This is a genomic window from Pedobacter metabolipauper, from assembly GCF_004362715.1.
GTDB classification, from domain to species: domain Bacteria; phylum Bacteroidota; class Bacteroidia; order Sphingobacteriales; family Sphingobacteriaceae; genus Pedobacter; species Pedobacter metabolipauper.
In genome coordinates, this window is sequence record NZ_SNYC01000005.1 from 288,171 (window position 1) to 310,737 (window position 22,567).

The window sequence follows — 22,567 nt, forward strand, 5'->3', positions numbered from 1 at the left end:
TATATTAAAGCAGCTTTTGCATATAGTAAAATAAGTGCACACTAAGATTTCAGCGAAAGAAGTCGGATTTTAAAACAAAAAGTTCCTAATTGAAATCACAGATGGCCAAACCGTTTTTTCATGAATTGAAATATCTTTTTTCTAACTTATATGATATTATTTAATTCTTAGAAAAGGTTTACCATTTCTAAATCAATTTTGGTATATAATTTCTGTGCTTTTGTATATTATATGTATACATACTTTATATATATACATACTTTGCAGGTTGCTACATTTGCTCGAATCTAAAATAGGCTTATGAATAAAACTTTACACAGAAAAACTATGGATGCCAATTGGATGCTTGAGTTGATCATTTCAGAAAAATACCGGTTTCAACGTCATTTGTTACTTATCGCATTTTGTATTGTTGTCTTGTATTACAGTCCGCCGGACTATGTAGAACCTTTTGAAACCTATAATCGAATCGTTATTTTTTTTCAAATAATTTTATTGGCCTACAGTAATATGTATTTTTTTGTGCCTAAATTTTTGTTTAGAAAACAATATCTAAGTTATGGTCTTTTTGTGCTTTCAAGCATGATTCTTTCGTTCTACATTCATGAATTTTTTGCTTGTTATTTTAAGCCTGATTCACTGCCTTACCAGGATGACAGTATTAACTTTTTCACTTTTTCCTTTATGATCATGATGCTGATTATTGCATCGGCAGCAGTTAAATTGTTCCAGCAATGGATATCTGATGCTCAACTGATTTATGATCTGGAACTGGCAAAAACTAATGCTGAACTTGAACAGCTCAAGAATCAGATCAATCCGCATTTCCTTTTTAATATGCTCAACAATGCTAATGTTTTAATTGACGATGATCCTAAAAAAGCTTCGCAGGTTTTGATGAAACTAAGTGATCTACTTCGTTATCAGCTTTATGATAGTTCGAGAGATAAAGTTTTATTAACTTCAGAAATCCATTTTTTAGAGGATTTTTTAAACCTCGAAAAAGTTAGGCGGGATAATTTCAATTTTATAATATCCAAAGAAGGTGAATTGAGTGGCATTCAGGTTCCTCCCTTATTATTTATCTCATTTGTCGAAAATGCTGTAAAACACAATAATGACTCAGCGAAATTATCTTATGTAAATTTGTTTTTCGATGTTCGCCATACTGAGCTTTTCTTCAAATGCATAAACTCAAAACCCGCTGTAAGAGCGGTTAGCAAATCCGGGGGATTAGGTCTGTCCAATATTAAAAGAAGATTAGAACTCCTGTTTCCTTCTTCACATGATTTGAAAATAGAAGACAATTCGGAAACGTACTGCGTTACCTTAACTTTAAAATTATAAAAATGAATTGTATAATAGTAGATGATGAGCCTTTAGCAAGAAAAGCAATCCAAAAACTCGTTAATGAGACAGAAAATCTAGAATCTATAGCTTCATTTAATGGAGCAGATGCTACTAGAGAATTTCTGGCAAACAATGCTGTTGATTTAGTATTTCTTGATATTCAAATGCCAGGAGTGAATGGAATTGAATTTGCCAGAACTATCCCTAAAAAAACTTTAGTGGTGTTTACTACCGCTTTTCATGAATTTGCTTCTGAGAGTTATGAAGTCGACGCTATTGACTATTTGATCAAACCTGTAAAATTAGAACGCTTTCAAAAATCTGTTGAAAAAGCGCAAACGTATTGTAAATTATTCCATACTCATGACACAAACAGCAATATAGAAAACATAACCGATGATTATATTTTTGTAAGAGCAGACCGCAGGATGTTCAAAGTGCATTTTAGTGATATACTTTTTATTGAAGGGTTAAAAGATTATGTTATCATTTACATAGAAAATCAAAAAGTGGTTACTCTAATGAATATTAAAACTATTCATGATTTGCTACCGAAAAGTTTATTTGTCAGAGTCAGCAAATCGTACATCATAAATGTAAACAAAATAGATTCTGTAGATAACAATACTGTGTATATAGGAAAAAATGAAATACCCATTGGCAATATTTACAGGGATTTCTTTTTTAATGAATTTGTAACCAAAAAGATTTTGAATAAGTAATAAGAAGGGTTCTTCCGCATTTGTCAGAATAAAATATAAATATTTAATTTTTATAAGGCATTGAAATAATGTCTTTTACCTGGAAAGCTTGTACATTAACTATAGCCATAAGTCTTCTAATCTCTTCTATCCTATCTACCATGAACTGTAATATAAGCTTTCATCCTGAAATCTTTTTTATGACTGAGCAAAAATTCAATCCAAAATTGAACTAGAAAAAGGTTAAAATCCTCTCACTCAGTCAAACGTAGCAAAAGCAAATAATTTATATAAAATCGTCTCTATATAAAAGACGATTATGAATAATCAACCTCGAAGCATATAACAATATTTATATTGATGTAGAGGAAGTTAATCTTTACGCTTTGGCTTTGGCTTCGTCATTACAGTATTTGATATAAACTTGAATTCGGTAAATATATATAGCTTTTACCTGCCATTGTAACTGTTGTTTTGATCACGATTTTGCTGCTATTGAAGATATTAAGTAGTAAAATTATTTTTGTAAATTTGATTATGCAGAACACAGCATCCTTCCTTTACAAACTCAGGCAAAATGACAAGCTACCGATCAGGATCGTATCGCCGGAGTTCGGTCACCTATCTACGGAAGAGGCAGCCGGCTACGCTATTCCGAAATACACACCATATTATCTTTTCTTATTTATGCTGGATGGCCGCAGCTGGCACGATATAGATTTGCAACAGTATGAAGCGGACAACTACGATCTGATCTTTGTCATGCCACACCAGATCCATAGTCAGCCAGTAATGGGGCAATGTGCTAATTTTGTGAAACTTGGCTTTGATGAAAGCTGTTTGTCCCTGCTACCGAAACAATATCCTTTTTTGATAGATCCGCTAAATCATCCGAAAATGAGTTTTGAGCCATCAGCAGCGCTACGGGTGAAAGCCATCTTCGCCATCCTGCTTGATCTTTTAAAGCACTGGCATACCGAACCTGAACTGATCCTGGCACATCTTAACAGTTTACTTACCGAGATCAATACGGCTTATTTCAAAGCGGAGCATAATCCTGCAGAAGGTAATCTTTCAAAATTTGTAGCTTTTAAGGCTCTGGTAGAACATAGCCTGATGAACCACCTAAGCATAGACAGCATTGCCCAACAATTGGGTGTTAACACCAATGGGCTATATCAGATCGTCAAACGCTATTCCGGGCTTTCACCTAAAAAGTTCATCATCAACCGGCTGATCCTGGAGGCAAGGCGACGGATTTACCATGCTGAAAGTTTATCAATCAAGGAACTGGCTTACGGCCTTGGTTTTAATGACCCGGATTACTTTTCCCGCCTTTTTAAAAAGGTCACCGGGCAAACGATAGCCCAATTTTCTAAGGATTTGTCAGGTAATTAATTTTATTTGTCCGGGTTGTTCCGAGTCACCTTTCCGAGCTTTGTTTTCAATAAATCTCAAAAAATGAAAGAACTATTAGGAACAATCTTAGTAACTGGCGGGAATGGCCTGGTTGGCACACGCCTGTTACCACGACTTATTAATGCCGGTTTTGAATGTCGCGTACTAGTGCGCGGCAAAAAACAAGTTCCGGCCGGAGCGATCTCTGTAGAAGGCGATCTGTTCGAACCGGCATCACTGGCCGATGCAGTAAAAGGCGTTTCAGCGATTATTCATTTGGCAGCAGTATTCCGGTCGCCCGATACTGACCTGATCTGGAAGAGTAATCTGGAAGGTACCCGTAATCTTATTGCTGCAGCGAAAATACATGCGCCACAATCGCGTTTCATCTTTGCCAGTACGAGCCATGTTTACAACATCGATAACCCGTATCCAGGGCGTGAGGAGGATGAAGTTGCACCTCAACACGCCTACCCGGCCAGTAAGGTTGCTGCGGAAAATGAACTGCGGGAGAGCGAGCTTAACTGGTCGATATTGCGATTCCCTTTTGTATACGGTGATGGAGACGGACATTTGGAAGCATTACCGCAGCATGTTATAGCTGCAAAGTTTCATCCAGCCATGAGAATGAGTACGATCCATCACCGCGACATCTACACCGCTGTCCAGATGGCGTTAGATGGCATAATGGACAACAGCACGGTAAATATAGCTGACGAAGCTCCAACAACACTGTACGAGTTGCTGAAGCTCGCAGGTAATGCGATGGAGTCGTCGTCAGAGCCATTGATTAATCCATGGTATCTGCATTCCGATAGCTCGCTTGCAAGGAGTCTCGGCTTTCAGCCGGTGATCAGGACAGTTTACCAGGCGATACAAGAGGGTCTGCTTTGATGCAGACCTGTGTTTTGCTATTTTTGTGGCCGATCCAGCAGATTATGCTTTAGCTCGTTGAGCTTCGTAATCTATATTGCCATACTCACCATTATAAAAATCCTTATATGCATTTGCTATCTCCAGCTTAGAGTTCATGACAAAAGGGCCTTCAGCGACAATGGGTTCCTGGTAAGAAGCTCCGCCAAACAACAATATATCGCATGGTTCCTGTCCTTCATTTTTCAATTCGATCTCTCCCGCCTTTCTGTCAAATTCTATGAAATTACCTGCTTCAAAATTTTCATCATTTATCAAGGCCGGCAGTGCAGGCAAATAGGCGGCAACTTCAATTTCATCCACAAAACTAGTTGTGAAACTGGCACCCGGCTCCAGGTGGATGTGGTAAAGAAATTGTTCTGAATAATTCGGGATGGCAGAACTTAGATCTTCGAATGAGCCAACGATCACCTTGATCCATCCGCTTCCATCCGGCAAGGTTTTAACAGGAACTTCATTTCCTTCAATGGCTAAGTATGCCGGTTTTTCGGCTTTGATCTTTGATGGCAGATTGATCCAGAATTGAAATGCGTGGGTGAGCCTGGAATCAGTTCTGGAATCATAATTTAACGTTTCATCGTGAATGATCCCGTTACCGGCATTCATCCATTGAACTCCCCCGGAATGGACCATTGCATAGTTTCCGGCACTGTCGAAATGTTCATCTTCGCCATTCAGAATATAGCTTAACGTAGCTATTCCTCTATGCGGATGCGCGCCGGTTCCACGTTTATTAACTGAGGTTTGGATCTTCGGAACAATATGGTCTAAAAAAACGAACGGTCCGACCGCATCCGCGTACCTATTGGCCAGGATTCGATATATTACAAGGTCGCCAATATCTGCCCTTTGACCCTGGGTTGAAAAACTGCTTTTCTTCTTCATGTTAAATTGATCGTGAAATGGTTTAAAGTTTTGTTATTGTAATATAAAGGGATCTTAATTATCCCACTATTTTGAAGGATCATAAGGGTAGATCAGTTTGCCTGATGCATAGGCTTCCGGTGAGACGACGATTTGCACCTTGCTGTCCTTGAAGGTGTCGATGTCTCCGTTGGGTACGTGTTGAAACTGCACCTGAACCACCCTGGGTTCAACCCATTCACCACCTTCACCGAAGCTTATCGTTCCCATTACAGTCTCGAATGAATTGTTCCGGCAGTATTGAGAAAGTAAGGTATCATCAAGGCTTCCGGTCGCCTGTACAGCCTGCTCCAAAACCTGCATCTGGGCATAGGCTAATGGCACAACATAAAATCCCAATTCATCTACTTTTTCTTCTCGGGCACGTTTCTGGTATTTTTGAAGTACTTCTGTCACACCTGGAAAATTCATTTTGGGAACGGGCATCCAGTACTCATAATTAACGAAGCCGTTTAAAAGCGGACCGAGCTCGGTTTTAACTGCAGCACTTTGTGGCCCGATCATGGCACCGCCAACCATTTTTGGCCGGTAGTCACTGTTATGTATCGCGCGGATCAGGCCTTTTGAATCTTCCAGATAAGAGCAAAGGAACAGGATATCGGCATTTATTTCTTTGAGCTGATTGATGATCGGCTCAAAATCGGTTGTTGCCAGCGAATAGGTTTGCTCATGTATTATGCGCATACCGTACTTTGCCGCGTTTTCCCTTGCACCTATTACCGGATTACGTGAAAACTCCGCATCAAGTGTAAGTACTGCGACCGTTAACGGTTTCGGATGCTGCGTGGCCGCCAACTCAAAAAACCCTTCCGTAAGCGCAGCATTCGGACTTGGCCCGGTAGGGATCATTGCGAAATAGTTCTGATATTTCAGGCTTCCATTTACACCTAACCCCATCAGACCGATCAAAATGCGGTTCCGTTCTATAACAAGGGGTAAGGAAGCTTTGAGGGTGTTGGTACCGTAGCCGCCTATTAAGAGGTCTACTTTTTCTTCATCCAAAAGCCGTTTGTATATTCCATATACCTGGGATGCATCGCCACAATCATCGATACAAATGAGTTGAACCTTTCGTCCTAATAATCCACCTTTACTATTGATGTCCTCTTCCCAAAGCTGATGGGCAAGCCTGGCCGACTTTGTATTCTCTGCCACCGGCCCGGAAAGCGACAAACTGTAACCGATGCGGATAGGAGTTTGTTGTATAGGGCGTATGGTTCCCTTCATGGTATAAAAGCTGCCGTCCGGCAATGTCGCGTTACTATAAAGAATCCCATTTTCATGGTCTTCAATATGTGTTACGGTCGCACCTGTGGCCTCCTTCCATGCGACCACGTAGACTTGCGGTCGTACCTCGGTGACCGCGATCTGCACTTTCTCCGAATGACCTATTTCTGCTGGTCCGCCGCCTTCCAAGATCGTGAAGATCAGTGAATCATCCGACTCGAAAAAAAGTTCAGATTTGAATGCTCCGAGGTCTGCCAGAAATCTGCCACCTGTTAAATTATTTTTCATTTGCCGAATTGATTAAATTGAATGAGGTCATCGGGTTTCCGCTCGCGGTTTTTATGGCAGGCACCTCTTCCTGAACAACGTCCCAGTGTTCTGATATTTTCCCATTTTCGAACCTGAAGATATCTACTACGATCAACGGCACCGGGCCCCAGCCATGCACCTGGCTATGCGCCAATACGATGTCATTTGATTCTATGAAAATGCCCGGAACCCATTTGAAGCCCGGTTCAATATGCTGCAGGATATCTTTTAATCCCTGATGGCCGTTGATCATCGATGGATTGTGCTGTACATATGATTCGTGCCAGTAGCGTTCGATCGCATGGATATCGCGATCAACAAAAAACGCTTTCATTGCCTTTATTACAATTTCTTTATTCGTCATCTTTATAGGTTATATATTTTGTGCGCTTCATATTAATATTATTGGCTCTGATCTCGTCTGTATTTTTTCAACTATCAAGGAAGACTTAGAGCGACTTGATCTTGCCATTTTCGAAATGGGCGATATCCATTCCGGTGGCAGCAGGTGGCTGGATCATCTTCCATTATCCGGGCTTCTTCGCTACTCATTTTTCAGTTTTAGGTATTGTGGTCGTGATTGGATAAATCAAGCAACACCCTGATGTTTCAAGGTGTTGCTTGATGATAACATTTAGTCGTTTGAAGGTACCCGGGTAGCTAAAAGCTGCAGTTCCCATGCAAATGCTACTCCGCTTGCGCCGGCATGGTCCATAAGCAGACCGGCCAATTGACCTGCTGTTTCAGTACGCGCCCAGTCGCGCTGCCATTCAGAGGCAACGGCCATCCAATTGATCGGTGTTACACCTGCGTCTACCATACGGCGTACAGCCATATCGTGTGCTTCTTTTGATACCGCACCGCAGGCATCAGTAACTACAAATACATCATAACCTTCACCTACGGCCTGAATTGCTGGCATGGCTACACACACCTCTGTCCACAAGCCAGCCAGGATCAGTTGTTTGCGGCCGCTTTTTGCAACAATATCGGTAACATTAAGGTCCTGCCAGGTATTGATGAAGGTACGGTTGATGGGCTTTTGCTCAGGATATACTTCCTGTAATTATTTGATGATCAAACCACCGCGTTCTTCTATAACTGTTGTCAGGATGGTTGGAACGTTGAAGATTTTCGCCGCTTTAGCAAGTCCCGTTACAGCGTTGATGATCATTGTAGGCTCGTGGCTATTTAGATTTGCGAACTGGAAAGGCTGATGATCGATTAATACTAAGATACTGTCCTCTGGACGCAGAAGGGCTTCAAGGCCTGTTTTTGTAATTTTTGACATGTTGTTGATTTTATATGATTATTATTAAAATGAAAGTGCTAGTGTCAATTTCAGGCTGATCTATCCGCGAATCTTCCCGGTCTTGTATACATGATACTTTGTTCCTTGATTGACATAAGCAAAGTTCCTTAACCGGTGAGAAGAGAAAGATGATATAAGTCGAAAAATAAAGTAGACAAATGTCTACTGGTGGCCCCTTTCTCCAGGAATTTAGTCAATGGCATACGCTGGTTGAATGCTTAATAAATCATATATTTGTTTAATAAACAATTATTATTTAATAACATATTAATATTGTAGAGATTTCGGGGTTATGATGTATAAAGCTTTTTTTGACTATCTGCAAAAATTTAGTTCTGACCCGCTTTCAGAAGACGAAAAGGCACTACTAAAACAAGCTTTCATTCCTTCTAAATTGAGAAAAAGGCAATATTTGCTGCAGGCAGTGACCAGTCCAAATATTTTGCGTTCGTTGTAAAAGGTGCCATGCGACAATATTCGGTAGATGATAAGGGTACTGAACATATTGTGAGGTTGGGTGTGGAAGGCTGGTGGATGGGAGACCGTGAGAGCTGGGCAATGCTTTCTCCAAGTATGTACAATATCGATGCCTGGGAAGATTGCGAGATGCTTTTGATCAACAGGGATAATACACTCGAACTCATAAAGAACAGCCCAGCCTTTTGTGCAATGATACATAAGCTTGACGAGAGAAATAATATCGCCAATCAAAGAAGGCTTACTTCATCTATAAGTGCTACCGCAGAAAAACGCTATACTGATTTTATCGCCTGTTATCCTGAACTTTTAGAGCGTTTCCCACAGCATGTCATCGCCTCATACCTCGGGATCAATAAAGACACCCTAAGCCGCGTTAAACGTCAGATCCTGCAAAAATAACCGTCGCTCAGCGCCCAATTTTAACAGTTATTGATTTTTACCTGCTTTCATAAGTATTGATGGGAAAAGTCATTTACTAACCTACCAAATTTAAATAAGATGGTTAGTTTTGAACCAAATAATCTTATTTTATTATGAAAACACTGGTTATAGTTACACATCCTAATATTGAAAACTCAGCTGTAAATAAAAGATGGGTTAAGGAACTGAAAAAGTTCCCTAATGACTATGTTATACATCAACTCTACGAAGTTTATCCCGACGAAAAAATTGATGTATTGGCCGAGCAAAAATTGGTTGACCAATTTGATAAAATTATATTCCAATTTCCGTTCTACTGGTTTAACTGCCCCTCGCTTTTAAAAAAGTGGCTGGATGATGTTTTAATACATGGTTGGGCTTATGGCAGCAAAAGCGGTTTCAAATTAGCCGGAAAGAAAATTGCGCTTGCTGTATCAGTTGGTATTGATGAACATGAATATGCTCATGGCGAAAAGTATAAGTATACTGTGGACGAACTGTTACGTCCCTTTGAATTATCATTTGAGTACATCAAAGCAGATTATCAGCCATTTTTCGCTTATTATGGCTTGGAATTCAATTCAACCGAAGAATTGATTGAACGAAGCGTGCCGCTTTATATTGATTTTTTGAACCGGTTTAAAACTCGCTAAACAGGACACTTTCATCCTTATCAGGAATTATTTATCTATCTAATCCTTCAACTATTCCCTTATTTCCAAATTTCAACCAAAAAAGCATTCAAAACATCTTCCGTTAAACGCTCCAAATCAAGCAACTTGACTGGCTTTATTCTCTTCCACACTTTTTTAGGTTTGTTTTTCTCTTCAGAAAACACATTGCCTCCGCTGATGCTCTTTTGTTTAAAAGTAGAGAAATTCGTGCTCGATGAGAATTCTTCGCCACTGGCACGATGCATACTGTAATCATCATAACCTATAAGCTCGAATTTCTGATTTTGATACCGAAACGTATAATCAGCAACGTATACTTCCCAGGCTCCGCAACTGTAAAAATCTTTGTATTGGATTTTAAGCAGCCCTTTATTTATCGTGATGCCATCACTTTCCAATAATGGATCAAGCAGGCAAGGTCTTTCGTTATCGTTCTGCTCAGGGATAAAAGCGACATTCTTTGCTGCCAAAGCATAGCTTCCTCCTGAAGTTTTGAAGAGAACGATCAACATCCGTGGATTAATGTCCAGCGTATCCCCTCCCATCCTGCCTTCTTCATTGGCAATGATATTCTTCAGGTCTGTGTTTTGGATCACCATAGCCTCATCCGCCAAACCATCCTTATTTAGATCTCCTGCTCGTTGCATGATGACCTTCCATCCCTTTGGGATAAAAGATTCCATGCTTGGGCCAGTCTTTGGAATAATTGGGTACTCATCCTGCGCAAATGAATTCATGCTGATGATGAGCATCACAACGATTATTGTAGACTTCATCAATATAATATTTGATACAAACCTGAGCCCGGTAAATAAAGATATTTATTCCCCGCTATCTTAACTGTTGATGGATAGGTCATGTCTATTTCTATAAAATTTGATCTATCACTTCTTTAGTTAGGGTTTCTAAATTGAGAAGTTTACTGATGTTAACCTTCTTCCAAATGGTTTTAGGTTTATTGTCCTTGTCATTAAACTCGTTCCCACCAGTAGTTTCACTTCTTCTTTTAGTGGAAAAGTTGATGCTTGTTATGGATTGTTGCCCGCTTGATCTGTGCAGGCTATATTCATCATACCCAATCCATTCAAACTTCTGGTTTTGAAAACGAAAAGTATAATCGGTGTTGGTGACATACCACGAACCGCAGCTTAAAAAGTATTGATATTGAATTTTCAGTAATCCCTTTTCGATGGTTATACCACCCTCCCCAAGCAATGGATCGGAAAGACAGGTGGTCTCCTCATCATTTTCTGAGGGGATAAAGTTTTTGTTTTTAGCGGCTAGGTGATAACCTCCTGAGTTTGATTTAAAAAGCACCAGCAAGATTCTGGGGTTTAGGTTTAACTTCTTTGCACCGAAACCTTCATTTTTCAGGAAATTAGCCGTGTCTGTATTTTCAATTACGATCGCCTGATCTGCTATACCATCTTTGTTCAAATCTCCTTTGCTACTTTGCAAGATTATCTTCCATCCCTTTGGAATGAATGAGTTTAGGGTTGAACCAGACTTCGGAATGACAGGGTTGTTATTTTGCGCGAACAGTTGACTGGTGATTGTGCAGAGTAAAATTAAAAGGGATCTTTTCATAGGTTAACGCGATTGTTGGGCTTGTTGCTATTGTCTGGTTGTTGTTCTTGTCTAAAATGATTGCTATTGTCTGAATGATTTCTACTGTCTGAATGATTGCTAAAAACAGCTTAATCGTCCCGTTTAAAATACTCGGTGATGTCGTAAATCCAATCACCGCCATAGCCGAATAGAATTGCAACAATTAATAATATGATCGAATAAACAATAATCTGTTTGAGCAATCTGTAACTTTTAGCAGCCCTTAAAAAGTAATAATTGGCGACCATGAAAACCAAGGCAGCAATGATCCCCGATGGGATTCCTAACCAAATTGAGATGAACGCGCTTCCACGAATGACAGGAAAAGCGAAGTAAAACAAGATGAAACCAACTATTGAACTCACAAAAAGGAGTAAAAGTCCTTTAAAGAAGTTATTCCCCAATAGTCCAAACATACCCAACAATAGTGCTATGGCCAGCGTTAAAAAAGTATAGGGCAATTCTTCCAGAAAATAAGTCTTACTGCTTTCTATTGGGAAAATTACAGCAACACTGATGGCCAGCGTAATGATTCCTGCGATCAGAAATGCCTTTCTTATATTGGTAAAAGCCTTTGCAGGCTGACTTATATTTTCCATGTGTTAATCTTTAATTTCCTTGTATCTGAACTTATTTATTCATTTCTGAACAGCTTATTTGTACTTGAATTGCCTTTTTATTCCTGTGATCATGAAAAATGAAGTTCCTAAAATCAAAATGCCACAGATCCCTGCATCTAACATATAATGATCGCTCCAATGTTTTCCGTTGACAAATTCATCATAGGTTTCCTCTTCTGCTTTTAGTTCCGGAGGGTAATCTTTCGGCAGATCCTGCATCCCTAAGGGCGACTTAAACCAAACCTGAAAACTTGGCCTGTATTTTAAGAACACACTGCGATCACCAAATTCATCATCAACCTTAACACCCATAAATAACCAGCTTACCAGTAAAAGAATGAGCCCTATTTTTAACCTGTTGTTCATTCTAAACTGCATTACTACTTACTTTGTTTTTTCCTGATCGCGTAAACCCGGTATTTACCCGTAGAATACAGTGCAAACGTTAAACCTGGATCTGTAAAAATATTAAGATGGAATGGCGAGACCGATTGGTCCTTACCATTGCTCAGATAGTAGCGTTTCTGCGGATTGCCTGGTGTACCTTCTTCAACAATCAGGTTCGGTCTCTTCACTTTCAGCGTATCATCCAGTAAAGGGATATCAAAATAACCTGTACCTATCCAGCCTTTTACAGAAAAACTCTGCGACCCGCCGCCAATAGAATGGTCGTACTTTAGCTTTTCCTCTTTCTGATAGCCCTTCAGGCTAAAGTTTTGGATGGCATTCGGCATTTCATCATCAGAGCTTAAGAAAAAATTCTGCCGGTAACGGTTCAGTTTGTCCCGTTCATCCAAATGAATGGTTTCATCAAACCGCCGGTACAACACCTGCCATTTGCCAGCTAAACAATAAAAGAGTTTTTGTAAACTCCAACCCTCACCATCTGTAACGGGTTGATAATTCACGTCGTAAAAGTAATAGTCGGATTTTTGGATCAGCTCATCTTCTTGCTGCGCCACTTTCGCATCTGGCCAACTTAAATCCCCATTCACTACCGCTATCTTTTTTGGTGTTTTATCTCCATCTAAAGGCCATGTTGTATAATCAGAATCTCCATTAGAATTTGTATGAACCATATACTCGTTGATAAAGCCCGTACGATGGCCACCCGCCAGGGGCACATAAATGCTGTCGACCACTTTGGCATTTTCATCTAACTTGAAATAGTGATAACCAAATTGTCCCGAATTTTCATCCCTGCTTTCTTCCAATATCACTTGCTTGTTCACACTGTAGAACAGACGTATGGGATGGGGAATGCCATAGTTCAAAACTTCCGACAGCAAGATCACTTCGAAATTATCTGATGAAAAATCAGCATTCAACGTTGAATATTGACTAAGGTCTACCCCTGCCAATTCATTATCAACCGCCGTTTTACAGCTTTGAAAGCCCAATAAAGCCAACAGGAAAGATATGCTCATTTTCTTCATTTAATTTAGTTTATGAATTGAATTCTCATTGCCCAATCTATTGATGATCATGTAAAGCATTACACTAAAGATCAGCAGACTAATAACCAGCGATAAAGCTGTGGTAACGAACACATAATACCAAACCTCTGCAGATGAGAAAGTGCTCCATCCGGCAACCCGGTCTTTAAACTCAGCATAATTGATCAGGATCCAATACCCGGTCATCAATAAAGACACGGTTATGATCTGGCAGGTATTCCTTATGCTAAGCCGCTTAAGAACGAACAGGAGCGCCGTAATGACCAGCATTGGCCAAAGACACAACCATTCGATATAATCGATTGGAGAAGAGCTTAAATCTACCACCGACAAACCATCCGGAGATGCCCAAATCACCTGCAGACTAGTAGTTGCGATAATTAACAAGTTGACATAAATGATTCTCTTCAACATTTTAAGCTACTGATCATGATTAGGTTTCCAAATGGCTTGAGAATTATATTCTCCAACCGCCGTTTAGTTACATGGAAGGTGAACCTCCCTCAAAGTGCGTAGACTCATAAAACTTTTTAGTCTTAACATCCTGTAAGCGGATTATATTCTTATCCTGATCATAGAACAATTTAAACTTCCGCTCTGCTTTGGTATCTTTATCTGTAAGCGTTAAAAAGTCTTTAACAAGCATAGAATTATACTGCTTAAGTTGAGTGGTGATGCTAGAACGAACCGCTTCTTCGACATTATAGTCCTTTTCTTTGCTTCTCTTTAACGTGACCGGTTCCTCTTTATGAGAAGCCCTGCTGTTTACATTGTTGCCGCTAATTTCGATGATCTCCCTAAAAACAACATTTGCCGCTAAGGTAGTATCTGCATTAATCTGCCAGGCAAAAGCCTGGGGAAACATCGGTGTGGTTTCTGGTTCCTCTTTTGGCGGGTTGATTGCAGGGGGAATGTGATATATCTTTTTGGCGGGTGCTTTTTTAGCTGACTTTTTTTGTGCAAAGCCATTCGCGCTGACTAAGACCAATAGTAAGACTAGGTATTTCATAGGTTTTAATTTTAGATAAGTTATTCTGTTCCTCAAAATCGCATTTTATTCCATAACAAATCAGCAACGTTATTATTCGCTGCCTCCATAAGCGTATTGGTAATGGTCTATTTATTATTTGAAAAATTGGATGCTTCTTTTATCGGAATCGAGATGACAACCACCGTACCCTTATTTTCATCGATCTTAATATCGATGCCAGCGGACGAGCCATGCTCCTTTGCCAAAATAGCCAGCCTTTCTTTGGTGATGGTGGTCGACAATGATTTATGAGATGCTGGCTTTACTACAGTCGAAGGCCCCTTTCCGTTGTCCTTGATGGTTACTAAAAGAATTTCTTGCCGAACATCAAAGTTGACCGTGATGATTCCTTTCTTTCCATTTGGATCGATACCATGTAAAATTGCATTCTCTACAAAAGGCTGGATCAGCATGGGTGGCAAACAGATGCTTTCTATATCCTGTTCTTCATCGACATGAATCTGATACGTAAAACCGTCATCGTAACGCATTTGCTGCAGGCTGAGGTAGTTATTTAACGTATCAATTTCATCGCTCAGCTTAACCAGGCTTTCCCTTGACGATTCCAGGCTACTCCGCAGCAATCTGCCAAATTGATGAAGGTATTTTAATGCTTTAACATTGTCGTTGAAGCGGATAAAACTTTGCAATGCCGATAGGGTATTGAATATGAAATGGGGTTCCATCTGCGTACGCAGCAAACGCTGCTCCAGCTGGGCCTTTTCTGTTTCTGCTTTTAACTTCCGTTGCCTTTGGATAAAGTACAGTAAAAGTGCCACGGTGATAGCCAGCAGAAAAGCCAGCATGGTCACCGCCAGCCAGAGGCGATTTCTCTGTAATTTAGTTTCTGACAAGAGAACCGTCTCATTCAGGTGATTTATGGATTTGTCTTTAGCCTGCAATTGAAACAGCGCACCCATTTCGGCAATGGCCCTGGCATTCTCTGTTTCATAAAGAAACCTGGTTCGCTGCGATAAGATATTTTGCTCCTTTTCCGCTTCCGCATAATTCTTAATAGCGAAAAAGTAAGACAACCTGTTTTGCTCATAAAGGATCAGGCTTTCATCATCAATACTGCCGGCGTATTTTTTAGCGAAATCCTGACCTCGCTCCAAATAATACTTAGCGCTGTCCAGTTGCTTCAATTCTATAAAAACCCCTGCCAAATCTATGTAACTCACATACAGATTACCTGTTTTAACACTTGCCGCCAATGGGCCGAGATCTTCGGCATCTGCCAAATCCATAGCCAATCTTTTCCGGCTGTAGATCAATGCTGAATCGGTAAGCTCCCGCTGAATAAAGTACGATGCCTTTCTATCGTAAACAAACCTTTTCTTTTCATCGTCAGGGTGATCAACACTGATCTTTTCCATTTTTTTGATGTAGTGATGCAGTGAATCTGCATTTTCGCCTGACGCAGAATAGCACCATGCCATCTGACTATAAGCCCTGAAAGAATCTTTGGGATTATCCTCAAGATCCGGCAGCAGCGCAATGGCTTTACGGTTGAGCATAAACGCGTTTTCAAACTGCCGGAGTTGTGTGCATGACTGTGCAGCAGAGAAGTAGATGTTTATCTTTTGTTTTGCGGTGAGTTTTATACTGGTATCGGCAGTCAGCATTTGTGCAGCCCTGTTGTAATAGTAGTTTTCCTGGTGAAGCTTTTGTTCTAAATGTGCCACATTGCCCAGGCCACTATAGAGCTGGATCTTTTCTTCTTCGAACCCTGCTTTATTTTCCATGAGCAACCAGGCAATCTGCATGTGGTTTTTAATAGAGTCAAGCTTACTCATGGCATAAAAAACACCAGCAATGTTATAATGGATCTTTGACAGTAGTACAGAGTCGGCACTGAATTTTGGATTACTCAATTGATTGCTCCAAAATGCGAGCTTACTATCTAAATCAGGATTTTGACGTTGCTTTTCTAATGCCTGTTGCAGCACCAGCAGCATTGCTTCCGTGTTGCCCGACTTGTTTTTCTGAACCTTTTCTTTACAGCCATACCACGTGCAGCAGCACAGCAAGATCAACACATATAAAAAAGCACCCCTCATTATTCGATGTGGTTTATGTGCTGCAGGATGTAATCTTTCCTCCTGCTAGAGACGGGAATTTCTGTCTGGTCCTTAAGTACAATGGTACCTGACCTTAAAAATTTATCGACGTAGAGGACGTTAACCAAATAGGATTGATGCGGACGCAGGAACCATTTTTCGGGTAACAACTCATCGTAAAACTTAAGCGGTTTCGAGATGATGATCCGTCGGTCGCCAGTTAGAAAGAACCTGGTATAACCGCCTTCACTTTGGCAGTATATAATCTCTTTGAGCTGCAATACCTGCAAAAACTCCAGGGTGTGGAGAACGATCCGGCTTTCCAAATCATTTGTCGTTCCTGTAGCTTGCGACTTCAATATGGAGAGTTGCTGTTGTTGATGGGCCAGGCCATTGGCTCCTTCTGCTACCACTTTATCTAAAGCCTCTTTAAGTTCAAATTCATTTAAGGGCTTTAACAGGTAATCCAAAGCGCCATATTTAATGGCCTTGACGGCGAAATGGTTATAGGCGGTGATGAATATGATCCTGAAATTGATTTCATCCAACTGGTTTAAGATATCGAATGCGGTTCCATCCGTAAGCTGGATATCCATTAGAATCAGTTCGGGCTTAGTAGCTTTAATGAGCACTAAACTTTCTGATACGCTTGTTGCAGAGCCCAATAAGTTAAATTCATCTTCCTGCTGTAAAAGCCATTCTATTTCCTTTCGAACAGCAGGTTCGTCTTCTATAATTAAAGTTCTTATCATGCGGAGAGTTTTTCAAAATGCAGGTAGCTAAACATCGTGTTTTTTTCTGAATATTCTGTTTAAGAACGAGAGCGGTCAGATTTAATTACAACTCCATTTCTTTATCAGCCTGATCAATGTCCTTCAGTCAGTTGTTATGAGAGAAAAACCTAATCGCCGAATGTTGCTGATGAAATGATCTTTAACCTGCTGAGTCGTCGATCTTATTTTTTATTAGGTATTGGAGTAACCAAATAACAACCATCCAGTTCGTGTACATGGTCATTATCGTATCCTACTGTCAGGATCTGAAAACCATCCATTTTTTGTTTAAACAAGTCTAATTTACCCCATTCTCCATTGTAAAAATAGGGTTTGGAAGCCATATCCCCTCCAGGAAAATAGTTTATAGGATGCTTAAATTTTAAGGTGTCCTGACCAGCCTGAAGGTGGAAATAGCCTACACCGCTCCAGTTTGCCGGCCTTGTCATAGGAGCTGGTGAAAATGGTGATGGGTTCCTGGTTCCCGTGTATTCTTGTTTTAGGAAGTAATCGATATGTATTGGCGAGTTGATATTTTGCCAATCGTACCAATTTCCACCCTGAGCATCTGTTTCAGCTGCTATCAAGTGAAAATTATTCTGAAATTTATAGGGTACATCAATTTTGCTTGTTCCAGAGCTGAACACTCTTTGCACTTGTCCATCAATTGAGATGGCGTAAATTCTAAATTCACCGCGATCGTCTACCTTAACCGCATCTGCCTGCTCCCTTAATTCCCTGATCAGGCTCGTGAGTGCTTCTATACCAGTGGTTAAATCTTTGTTGATGTCTTTGTAGGGCAGTTTAGCTTTGCTGCCGTTTCTAAGATAGTTAGAATAACCATCTTCATAAAGCAAGTGGCCGCTAAATTCATACCCGAAATCTTTGCTGTCGCTCTTTTCGTTCAGACTGTCTAACGCTTCACCTTTATAATTAATCCTATAATAGGTAATGGATAAGACAGAGCCCTGATATTCTTCTTTTCCTTTAAATTCTTCCATTCTTTCAACAATGATCACGTTGTTAACAGAATCCCTGTAAATGGTTTTTGGCCGGGCCCCGGTAAATAGCGGCTTAACCTGGTAGCTGGCACTCTTTATGTTTTCATTTAGCGAGGGGTAGCTTTTGTATTTCTCCGGCAAGCGGGACAGGAAATAACCCTCACTTCTGAAATAGCGTCTAATGAGAAAACCCAGTATTACGGCTAATACGGTGATGATTATAAGGAGATACATTTTTCTTTTTTTCATTTATATTCTTGCGTTACGCGCACTAAATCCTGCAGAGCGTCTTTCTTCAAATCCCCTTTTCCCCGCATTTACAACGGTAAAAGGATTCGTTTTGTTTAAATAAGTAATTTTCTCATTCAACGCTTGCTTTAAAGTAACTGATACCTTTTACACGAGTATCATCTTTCATTGTCGTACCCGACGTTTTAACAATAAAAGTTTGATCGTTTAACCACCTGATGTCTTCAACCACAAATTTATTGCTCTCAAAACTGAGTTTTTCTTTAAACAGCTGGCTTGCTTTACCGCTCCTGTTTACCTGTAGCAAACCAATAAAGCAGCTCCCTCCATTAGTAAGCTGGTTATTATAGTAGATCAGATATTTGCTGTTTGGTGAAGGGATTGGTGTTTCGACAGCACCGTCGCCAATTGAGACGATACTGTAATAATTTGCAGTCAGGCTATCTAACAGGTTAAAGGATCCGAAACTCAAATTATCCAGCATGGTACTTTCAATGATGGCGTACATTTTAAGCTTTGAATAGTAACCCAAATATTCGTAACCGTTAAAATCATTTTGATCCTGGTTTGTTTTCTTTAATCTAATTTCTTTGCTTTTTGTGTAAAGTGTAAACTCTGTTTTGCTATCCTTAATACTAAGCATAACCAGATCATTTGCTGTTTTGCACTGATTATATTGCGCTTCATCAGTTTGCTCAAACTTAATTTTGGGCAGCTTTGCAAAGCTTTCGACATAACCCACATTTGTACTTTTACTCAACTGCGCAGATCCGCTCAATGAAAGTAACATCGAAACAAGTATGGCTATTATCCGCATCTTGTTACTTATTTTCACCTGGTTAATTTGAGTTGATATAAATCTATGTCCGACACTTTAAACTTTCCTGAAATTGATTTCATACGATCAATATCAAGCTGGATGATTTCATGGGTTATCAATTTCCAGGTACCACTGGCAGTTAATAGATCTGGTTCTTTATTTGGTCCGTCAAAAGTACTTTCATATTGCCTGGTCTCTTGCAGTTGAAGTGCCGCTTTTTCTGTATCGAATTGAACATTAATAAATCGCTTGATCATCCCTGCAGGAAGGTTCTTTGCCTGAGTGTGGTAATAATTATCTGTTAAAACTTCATATGCATTGTAAAACGGCTCACAACGCTCTGTTTTGCACCATTCTTTAAAACCGTCTTTTATTAAATAAATGGTATCTGCGTTTTTTGTATAGCTTAATTTCCAATTTCCACTGCTCAGCAATGCGGATATGTCGAATTGCTGATTGGTTTTTTTCAGGAAGATAGTATCGGCACTATACTTTGCTCCTTTACTTTGACCTCCACCGTGTGAACTAAACATGGAAATGGCATCCTTTTCATATCCATTTTTCTCAACCGGTTCATGAACCATCAATGGTGGTGCTTCCATTACCATCAATTCTGATAATATAAAAGCGTTGTAGCGTCTTTCTGGCAAGGTAAAACGGCCATCTTTGTTTGTAAACACCTCGCCAACTTTGCAGCCAGCTACCGGTTTCTTATCATAATCTACCACAACTCCGGTAATCTGTGGCCGGGACAACCTTGAAACACAGGAACAAAGGCTTAACACCATTAAGCTTACTGCAACAATTTGTATTCTCCCAATAGTTTTTGACATATCTAAAAATAGGGTTATTTCTTAGATGTTTAGGCTACAATTATTATTCGTTTGATCAGGGAGATGATTTGATGATGATCGGTTAGTATTCGTTACCAGATGACTATCGATTGATCTCGTTATTATCGGTAATGAATTTACGCGAATGCGATTGCATTAATCCAATTTATGCTGAACGCTTTTGAGCAGATCGTGCGGATAACCCATTTCTATGGCGCTAACACTTTCCAGTCGTTGCAGGTGATCTGGAGATAGTATGACCTCTAATGCCTGAAGGCTTTCTTCCAGGTGAACTGGCTTTCTGGCTCCAATTATCGGGAAAGCATTTTTGGTCATCGTCCATGCAAATGCGATCTGACCTGTTGTCGCATTGAGTTCTATTGCGATCAGCTCCAACTCATCAATTGTGGATTTTGTTCTGGCGTCTTCCACATATTCATGAGTTGAACCGGCATTTAAACGTCCGGAAGCTCCCGTACGATATTTGGCAGTAAGCAGTCCGCCAGCCAATGGCGAATAGAGCATCCTGCCCAATCCGAAATGATCTGACACAGCCATCAGCTCACGGTCGGCAGTTCGCTGAACCAGATTATATTCCATTTGTACTGCGGTAAGCGGGAGTACGCTGGCAATTGCTGCAACTTTCCAGGCCGGAAAATTAGCTAAGCCTGTATATAAGACCTTTCCCGATTTGACCAGATCTTCCAGACCACGCACAATTTCATCGATTGGGGTAAGTCCATCATCATAATGCGGCATGAAAATATCTATGTAATCTGTCTTAAGCCTTTTTAAACTCGCCTCTACACCTTGCCTCATCGCCTTGCGGTGGTTTCCTGAATTTACTGATGATGGATTATTTTCGGCACTCCGGGTGTATTTGGTGCAGATGATAAAATTGTGGCGCTGGGTTTCAAGGAATTTTCCAACAACCTCTTCGGCCTCACCAAGCTGGTACTGATCTGCCACATCAATAAAATTACCACCTGCACCGGCATAGGTGGTCAGGATCTTTTCAATATCCTTCTGATCTGCACCATACCCACGGCGACTGCCAAAATTTGCCGCACCAAGTATAAGTTCACTTGCAGGAAGCCCGGTATAGGTTCCAAATAATTTATTCTTCATAAGTCAAAGGTCGAAAAGCCTCAGTGCGCAATCAAGTACGGCTAAATTTAGCCATATCAGAAAAGACAAGCTGATGACTTATATTTGTATCATGTACGAGAAAAAGCTGCCTGTTGACCTTCAATGTGGTCTTCACCTTTTCATGGAAGTAATGAGTGGTAAATGGAAGATTGCACTAATCTGGTGCATTCATTTGGGTATTAAAAGACCGGGTGAATTGCATCGCCGCATACCAAAGGCATCCAGACGTATTTTGGATACCCAACTGAAACAGCTCACTACGCTGGGCATCATCGACAAGACGGTTTTTGAACAGCTACCGCTAAAAGTAGAATATGAACTCACTGCATTGGGTGAAACGTTGATTCCTGTAATCGAAACTACTGCACAATGGGGCGAGAAGCATAGAGCAATACTTGAACCTTTCTTTTTAAATCCCGCTGTGAAATGACAGCTGCCAATTAACGGGAGCGATCTCCACATTTAAAGCCAACCATCATATTTCGGATATCCAGAATATTTGTACCCGCTTTTCAATAGGTAAACAAACACAATCGCTTCAAAGTTGTTAAGAACTGTTGAAAGCGCTGTTAACAAACAGGCTTGTAAACTTTCTCTGAAACCAATACTGAAATGAATAAACCAACAGCACTTTTAATATTCCTATCTGCAATAATGCTTGTCTCCTGTAAAAAGCACAATAATGATCCTGAACCCCCTGAACAAGCTACTCATGTAGTTACGGGCAAATTATATGGAAAAGATTTCACCTTTGCTTCGGGTAAAGCCAGCAGGGAAATTATCGATTTCCAGGAAGAGGGTTTTGAGATTTTTCTATCATCGGCAAAAGCTGACGGATGTGCAAGTCCCGACGAAAATTTTCATGTTATTATCCGGACTCCACGCAAAGTGGGTAAATTTCCAGATTATTACGCCATCCTGGCTGATCCAGCTTCGAGCGATTATGCCATGTTTACTGATGGAAATGTTTTTGAAGTTACCTCCATTTCCGGCAATACAATTAAAGGATATTTGAAGGTAACTGACCCCGAAAGAAATAGCGCCATTGAAGGCACGTTTGAAGCTACCATCTGTAATTAATCGACTCTTACAGTATAGATGGATGCCCGATTGTTTCGATAAACGAAAGAAACTGTTCTTTCCCATCTTCATAGAAAGCTGTATCACCGGGTGCAATAAGTCTATAAAGTTTGTTTCATCGAATCGTCTTGAGGTCTTTTATGATGAATACAGTCCCAA

General features: G+C 40.3%; 25 protein-coding genes and 1 pseudogene. 8 read left to right on the plus strand and 18 right to left on the minus strand.

Going from position 1 to position 22,567, the window contains the following annotated elements; all coding sequences use genetic code 11:
- The first annotated feature begins 300 nt into the window (after positions 1–300).
- The 4 genes from ATK78_RS13590 to ATK78_RS13605 all read left to right on the plus strand — a co-directional run bounded on the left by ATK78_RS13590 (position 301) and on the right by ATK78_RS13605 (position 4,343).
- Positions 301–1,347, plus strand: coding sequence for a sensor histidine kinase (locus tag ATK78_RS13590; protein ID WP_133576670.1), 1,047 nt, complete (start codon positions 301–303; stop codon positions 1,345–1,347).
- A 2-nt stretch (positions 1,348–1,349) separates the two neighbouring features.
- Entirely contained in the window at positions 1,350–2,072 is a 723-nt protein-coding gene (locus tag ATK78_RS13595) for a LytR/AlgR family response regulator transcription factor (RefSeq protein WP_133576671.1), read from the plus strand.
- A 516-nt stretch (positions 2,073–2,588) separates the two neighbouring features.
- A complete protein-coding gene (locus tag ATK78_RS13600; RefSeq protein ID WP_133576672.1) occupies positions 2,589–3,449 on the plus strand; it encodes an AraC family transcriptional regulator in 861 nt (286 codons plus the stop codon).
- Between the two features lie 63 nt (positions 3,450–3,512).
- A complete protein-coding gene (locus ATK78_RS13605) occupies positions 3,513–4,343 on the plus strand; it encodes an NAD-dependent epimerase/dehydratase family protein (protein ID WP_133576673.1) in 831 nt (276 codons plus the stop codon).
- A gap of 42 nt (positions 4,344–4,385) precedes the next feature.
- Here the strand turns inward: ATK78_RS13605 and ATK78_RS13610 are convergent, their stop codons facing one another.
- From ATK78_RS13610 to ATK78_RS22905, 5 genes and pseudogenes are all read right to left on the minus strand, one after another.
- On the minus strand, positions 4,386–5,267 hold the full coding sequence (locus tag ATK78_RS13610; RefSeq protein WP_133576674.1) for a pirin family protein: 882 nt from the start codon (positions 5,265–5,267) through the stop codon (positions 4,386–4,388).
- 66 nt (positions 5,268–5,333) lie between these two features.
- Positions 5,334–6,821, minus strand: coding sequence for an amino acid ABC transporter substrate-binding protein (locus tag ATK78_RS13615; RefSeq protein WP_394346943.1), 1,488 nt, complete (start codon positions 6,819–6,821; stop codon positions 5,334–5,336).
- Entirely contained in the window at positions 6,811–7,206 is a 396-nt protein-coding gene (locus tag ATK78_RS13620; protein WP_133576675.1) for a nuclear transport factor 2 family protein, read from the minus strand. Before ATK78_RS13620 ends, ATK78_RS13615 begins: the two co-directional genes overlap by 11 nt.
- A gap of 270 nt (positions 7,207–7,476) precedes the next feature.
- Positions 7,477–7,887, minus strand: a pseudogene (locus ATK78_RS22900) (isochorismatase family protein); the annotation flags it as partial.
- A 21-nt stretch (positions 7,888–7,908) separates the two neighbouring features.
- A complete protein-coding gene (locus ATK78_RS22905; protein WP_208112367.1) occupies positions 7,909–8,133 on the minus strand; it encodes a cysteine hydrolase family protein in 225 nt (74 codons plus the stop codon).
- A gap of 486 nt (positions 8,134–8,619) precedes the next feature.
- Between ATK78_RS22905 and ATK78_RS13630 the strand changes: the two genes are divergently transcribed.
- Both ATK78_RS13630 and ATK78_RS13635 read left to right on the plus strand, forming a co-directional pair.
- On the plus strand, positions 8,620–9,033 hold the full coding sequence (locus ATK78_RS13630; RefSeq protein WP_243732526.1) for a Crp/Fnr family transcriptional regulator: 414 nt from the start codon (positions 8,620–8,622) through the stop codon (positions 9,031–9,033).
- Between the two features lie 134 nt (positions 9,034–9,167).
- Complete coding sequence (locus ATK78_RS13635; RefSeq protein ID WP_133576676.1) at positions 9,168–9,707, plus strand: NAD(P)H-dependent oxidoreductase; 540 nt, start codon at positions 9,168–9,170, stop codon at positions 9,705–9,707.
- Between the two features lie 59 nt (positions 9,708–9,766).
- Here ATK78_RS13635 and ATK78_RS13640 read toward each other — a convergent pair whose 3' ends face one another.
- The 13 genes from ATK78_RS13640 to ATK78_RS13700 form a co-directional block, all read right to left on the minus strand.
- The gene (locus ATK78_RS13640) at positions 9,767–10,504 is read right to left on the minus strand and encodes a hypothetical protein (protein ID WP_133576677.1); all 738 of its coding nucleotides are present in this window, start codon (positions 10,502–10,504) and stop codon (positions 9,767–9,769) included.
- 91 nt (positions 10,505–10,595) lie between these two features.
- On the minus strand, positions 10,596–11,315 hold the full coding sequence (locus ATK78_RS13645; protein ID WP_133576678.1) for a hypothetical protein: 720 nt from the start codon (positions 11,313–11,315) through the stop codon (positions 10,596–10,598).
- A 110-nt stretch (positions 11,316–11,425) separates the two neighbouring features.
- Positions 11,426–11,935, minus strand: a complete 510-nt coding sequence (locus tag ATK78_RS13650) for a hypothetical protein (protein WP_133576679.1) — start codon at positions 11,933–11,935, stop codon at positions 11,426–11,428.
- Positions 11,936–11,989: 54 nt separating this feature from the next.
- Entirely contained in the window at positions 11,990–12,322 is a 333-nt protein-coding gene (locus ATK78_RS13655) for a hypothetical protein (RefSeq protein WP_243732527.1), read from the minus strand.
- Between the two features lie 14 nt (positions 12,323–12,336).
- Entirely contained in the window at positions 12,337–13,392 is a 1,056-nt protein-coding gene (locus ATK78_RS13660; RefSeq protein ID WP_208112368.1) for a hypothetical protein, read from the minus strand.
- On the minus strand, positions 13,393–13,827 hold the full coding sequence (locus tag ATK78_RS13665) for a hypothetical protein (protein ID WP_133576682.1): 435 nt from the start codon (positions 13,825–13,827) through the stop codon (positions 13,393–13,395).
- A 67-nt stretch (positions 13,828–13,894) separates the two neighbouring features.
- On the minus strand, positions 13,895–14,422 hold the full coding sequence (locus ATK78_RS13670) for a hypothetical protein (protein WP_133576683.1): 528 nt from the start codon (positions 14,420–14,422) through the stop codon (positions 13,895–13,897).
- Positions 14,423–14,529: 107 nt separating this feature from the next.
- Complete coding sequence (locus ATK78_RS13675; RefSeq protein ID WP_133576684.1) at positions 14,530–16,503, minus strand: histidine kinase; 1,974 nt, start codon at positions 16,501–16,503, stop codon at positions 14,530–14,532.
- A complete protein-coding gene (locus ATK78_RS13680) occupies positions 16,503–17,255 on the minus strand; it encodes a LytR/AlgR family response regulator transcription factor (protein ID WP_133576685.1) in 753 nt (250 codons plus the stop codon). Before ATK78_RS13680 ends, ATK78_RS13675 begins: the two co-directional genes overlap by 1 nt.
- A 203-nt stretch (positions 17,256–17,458) precedes the next feature.
- Positions 17,459–18,511, minus strand: coding sequence for a hypothetical protein (locus ATK78_RS13685; protein WP_133576686.1), 1,053 nt, complete (start codon positions 18,509–18,511; stop codon positions 17,459–17,461).
- A 127-nt stretch (positions 18,512–18,638) separates the two neighbouring features.
- Entirely contained in the window at positions 18,639–19,361 is a 723-nt protein-coding gene (locus ATK78_RS13690; RefSeq protein WP_133576687.1) for a hypothetical protein, read from the minus strand.
- Positions 19,358–20,179 carry a carboxypeptidase-like regulatory domain-containing protein gene (locus tag ATK78_RS13695; RefSeq protein WP_133576688.1) on the minus strand — a complete coding sequence of 274 codons (822 nt, stop codon included), beginning with the start codon at positions 20,177–20,179 and terminating at the stop codon, positions 19,358–19,360. The genes ATK78_RS13690 and ATK78_RS13695 overlap by 4 nt, the downstream gene beginning before the upstream one ends.
- A gap of 156 nt (positions 20,180–20,335) precedes the next feature.
- Positions 20,336–21,307, minus strand: coding sequence for an aldo/keto reductase (locus tag ATK78_RS13700; RefSeq protein WP_133576689.1), 972 nt, complete (start codon positions 21,305–21,307; stop codon positions 20,336–20,338).
- Between the two features lie 91 nt (positions 21,308–21,398).
- Here ATK78_RS13700 and ATK78_RS13705 point away from each other — a divergent pair, with 91 nt between their 5' ends.
- Positions 21,399–21,758, plus strand: coding sequence for a winged helix-turn-helix transcriptional regulator (locus ATK78_RS13705; RefSeq protein ID WP_133576690.1), 360 nt, complete (start codon positions 21,399–21,401; stop codon positions 21,756–21,758).
- 182 nt (positions 21,759–21,940) lie between these two features.
- Positions 21,941–22,408, plus strand: coding sequence for a hypothetical protein (locus ATK78_RS13710; protein WP_133576691.1), 468 nt, complete (start codon positions 21,941–21,943; stop codon positions 22,406–22,408).
- Positions 22,409–22,567 lie beyond the last annotated feature (159 nt).

Excerpts from the sequence above, each read along its gene's own strand:
- ATK78_RS13630 (WP_243732526.1), top strand. The coding sequence starts at position 8,620 with ATGCGACAATATTCGGTAGATGATAAGGGTACTGAACATATTGTGAGG.
- ATK78_RS13645 (WP_133576678.1), bottom strand. The coding sequence starts at position 11,315 with ATGAAAAGATCCCTTTTAATTTTACTCTGCACAATCACCAGTCAACTG.
- ATK78_RS13610 (WP_133576674.1), bottom strand. The coding sequence starts at position 5,267 with ATGAAGAAGAAAAGCAGTTTTTCAACCCAGGGTCAAAGGGCAGATATT.
- ATK78_RS13675 (WP_133576684.1), bottom strand. The coding sequence starts at position 16,503 with ATGAGGGGTGCTTTTTTATATGTGTTGATCTTGCTGTGCTGCTGCACG.
- ATK78_RS13680 (WP_133576685.1), bottom strand. The coding sequence starts at position 17,255 with ATGATAAGAACTTTAATTATAGAAGACGAACCTGCTGTTCGAAAGGAA.
- ATK78_RS13710 (WP_133576691.1), top strand. The coding sequence starts at position 21,941 with ATGAATAAACCAACAGCACTTTTAATATTCCTATCTGCAATAATGCTT.
- ATK78_RS13695 (WP_133576688.1), bottom strand. The coding sequence starts at position 20,179 with ATGTCAAAAACTATTGGGAGAATACAAATTGTTGCAGTAAGCTTAATG.
- ATK78_RS13605 (WP_133576673.1), top strand. The coding sequence starts at position 3,513 with ATGAAAGAACTATTAGGAACAATCTTAGTAACTGGCGGGAATGGCCTG.
- ATK78_RS13670 (WP_133576683.1), bottom strand. The coding sequence starts at position 14,422 with ATGAAATACCTAGTCTTACTATTGGTCTTAGTCAGCGCGAATGGCTTT.
- ATK78_RS13595 (WP_133576671.1), top strand. The coding sequence starts at position 1,350 with ATGAATTGTATAATAGTAGATGATGAGCCTTTAGCAAGAAAAGCAATC.
- ATK78_RS13620 (WP_133576675.1), bottom strand. The coding sequence starts at position 7,206 with ATGACGAATAAAGAAATTGTAATAAAGGCAATGAAAGCGTTTTTTGTT.
- ATK78_RS13650 (WP_133576679.1), bottom strand. The coding sequence starts at position 11,935 with ATGGAAAATATAAGTCAGCCTGCAAAGGCTTTTACCAATATAAGAAAG.
- ATK78_RS13590 (WP_133576670.1), top strand. The coding sequence starts at position 301 with ATGAATAAAACTTTACACAGAAAAACTATGGATGCCAATTGGATGCTT.
- ATK78_RS13705 (WP_133576690.1), top strand. The coding sequence starts at position 21,399 with ATGTACGAGAAAAAGCTGCCTGTTGACCTTCAATGTGGTCTTCACCTT.
- ATK78_RS13655 (WP_243732527.1), bottom strand. The coding sequence starts at position 12,322 with ATGAACAACAGGTTAAAAATAGGGCTCATTCTTTTACTGGTAAGCTGG.
- ATK78_RS13660 (WP_208112368.1), bottom strand. The coding sequence starts at position 13,392 with ATGAAGAAAATGAGCATATCTTTCCTGTTGGCTTTATTGGGCTTTCAA.
- ATK78_RS13600 (WP_133576672.1), top strand. The coding sequence starts at position 2,589 with ATGCAGAACACAGCATCCTTCCTTTACAAACTCAGGCAAAATGACAAG.
- ATK78_RS13685 (WP_133576686.1), bottom strand. The coding sequence starts at position 18,511 with ATGTATCTCCTTATAATCATCACCGTATTAGCCGTAATACTGGGTTTT.
- ATK78_RS22905 (WP_208112367.1), bottom strand. The coding sequence starts at position 8,133 with ATGTCAAAAATTACAAAAACAGGCCTTGAAGCCCTTCTGCGTCCAGAG.
- ATK78_RS13700 (WP_133576689.1), bottom strand. The coding sequence starts at position 21,307 with ATGAAGAATAAATTATTTGGAACCTATACCGGGCTTCCTGCAAGTGAA.
- ATK78_RS13635 (WP_133576676.1), top strand. The coding sequence starts at position 9,168 with ATGAAAACACTGGTTATAGTTACACATCCTAATATTGAAAACTCAGCT.
- ATK78_RS13615 (WP_394346943.1), bottom strand. The coding sequence starts at position 6,821 with ATGAAAAATAATTTAACAGGTGGCAGATTTCTGGCAGACCTCGGAGCA.
- ATK78_RS13640 (WP_133576677.1), bottom strand. The coding sequence starts at position 10,504 with ATGAAGTCTACAATAATCGTTGTGATGCTCATCATCAGCATGAATTCA.
- ATK78_RS13665 (WP_133576682.1), bottom strand. The coding sequence starts at position 13,827 with ATGTTGAAGAGAATCATTTATGTCAACTTGTTAATTATCGCAACTACT.